The following is a 1,020-nucleotide window of genomic DNA, read 5'->3' on the forward strand; positions in this document are numbered from 1 at the left end:
ATGATGGTATCGCTGGCGCCTGGGCTGTTCTCTTCGCGATCGAAGAGGGTGAAGCTCACACTGCTGCACGCCATACCATTCCCAAATTTCTCCTTGAAGGGCCGGTACGGGGCGTCTAAGAATTCAGCGGCAGTAACTCCGCCAGGGAGCGCTACATGGGCACCGCCCTTAAAATACCGGGTCTCCCAGCGGGTGTTAAGGGGGTCGTCTCCATGCGCAATCGCCGCCTGAACATGGGCGAAGTGGTCCACATAGAAGGCCTTGGTCGGGAAGGTCACCACCCACTCGGCCTCGGTGCCTTCGTGAGTAACCCATTCGTTGATGATGGTCGCACGTTGGATCGTGGCGCTGAACGCATCGACACCCCGGGCCTGCCCGCCGCCCTTGAGGTTTTTATAGCCGGCCGTAATCAGCCCTTCAGCCATCAGCAGGGTCTCGTCGGCCTTCCACAACTTGTTTGTCTTGTCGTCATACACGACGCCAACCCGCGGGAAGGCGTCGTTCAGCGACGGCTCCAGGAAAACGTGGGGCTCCTGCGCCGTGATCAGATTGCGGCAGGCGAATGTAGCCGCAGTCGTGTTGTCGGTAGTGGGATCCCAATCCGCAGCCTTGCGACGTTCGGCACCCCGATCGACCGCACAGTTCGCATTGGTAGCCGGCGTCGCGCCACCGTCCGGGTAATCCCCGTTCGGGTTTCCCGCGGTCCCTGGAGCTCCATCATGGTTGAAAAAATTGGCCCAGGTCACCGCCTGACCGCCGGCTTCTATACCGCGCTTGGCATTGAGAAAGCGGAAGTTGAACTTGAGCGCATTGATCGGCTCGCCGAACTGCCGGGCAGTAGTCAGGATATTCGCTTCCCTGAATGCAGCACGTACCGTGCTGCAATTGTGATCTTCGATGGCCTTACCGACACCGGTGCCTGGCTCCGCATGGCCCATGACGATGAACTCGATGTAGCCTTCCTTCAGCCGATCTGCATCTTGCAGGCCAGTGTCGTTATTGGCACCCGTGAAGGCAGCC

Annotated in this window: 1 pseudogene; it reads right to left on the minus strand. The window is 59.8% G+C overall.

The annotated features are described in order from the left end of the window. Positions 1-1,020 (minus strand): annotated as a pseudogene (locus BQ17_RS22020) (hypothetical protein); the annotation flags it as partial.

The organism is Candidatus Thiosymbion oneisti (genome assembly GCF_900092655.1).
GTDB lineage: Bacteria > Pseudomonadota > Gammaproteobacteria > Chromatiales > Chromatiaceae > Thiosymbion > Thiosymbion oneisti.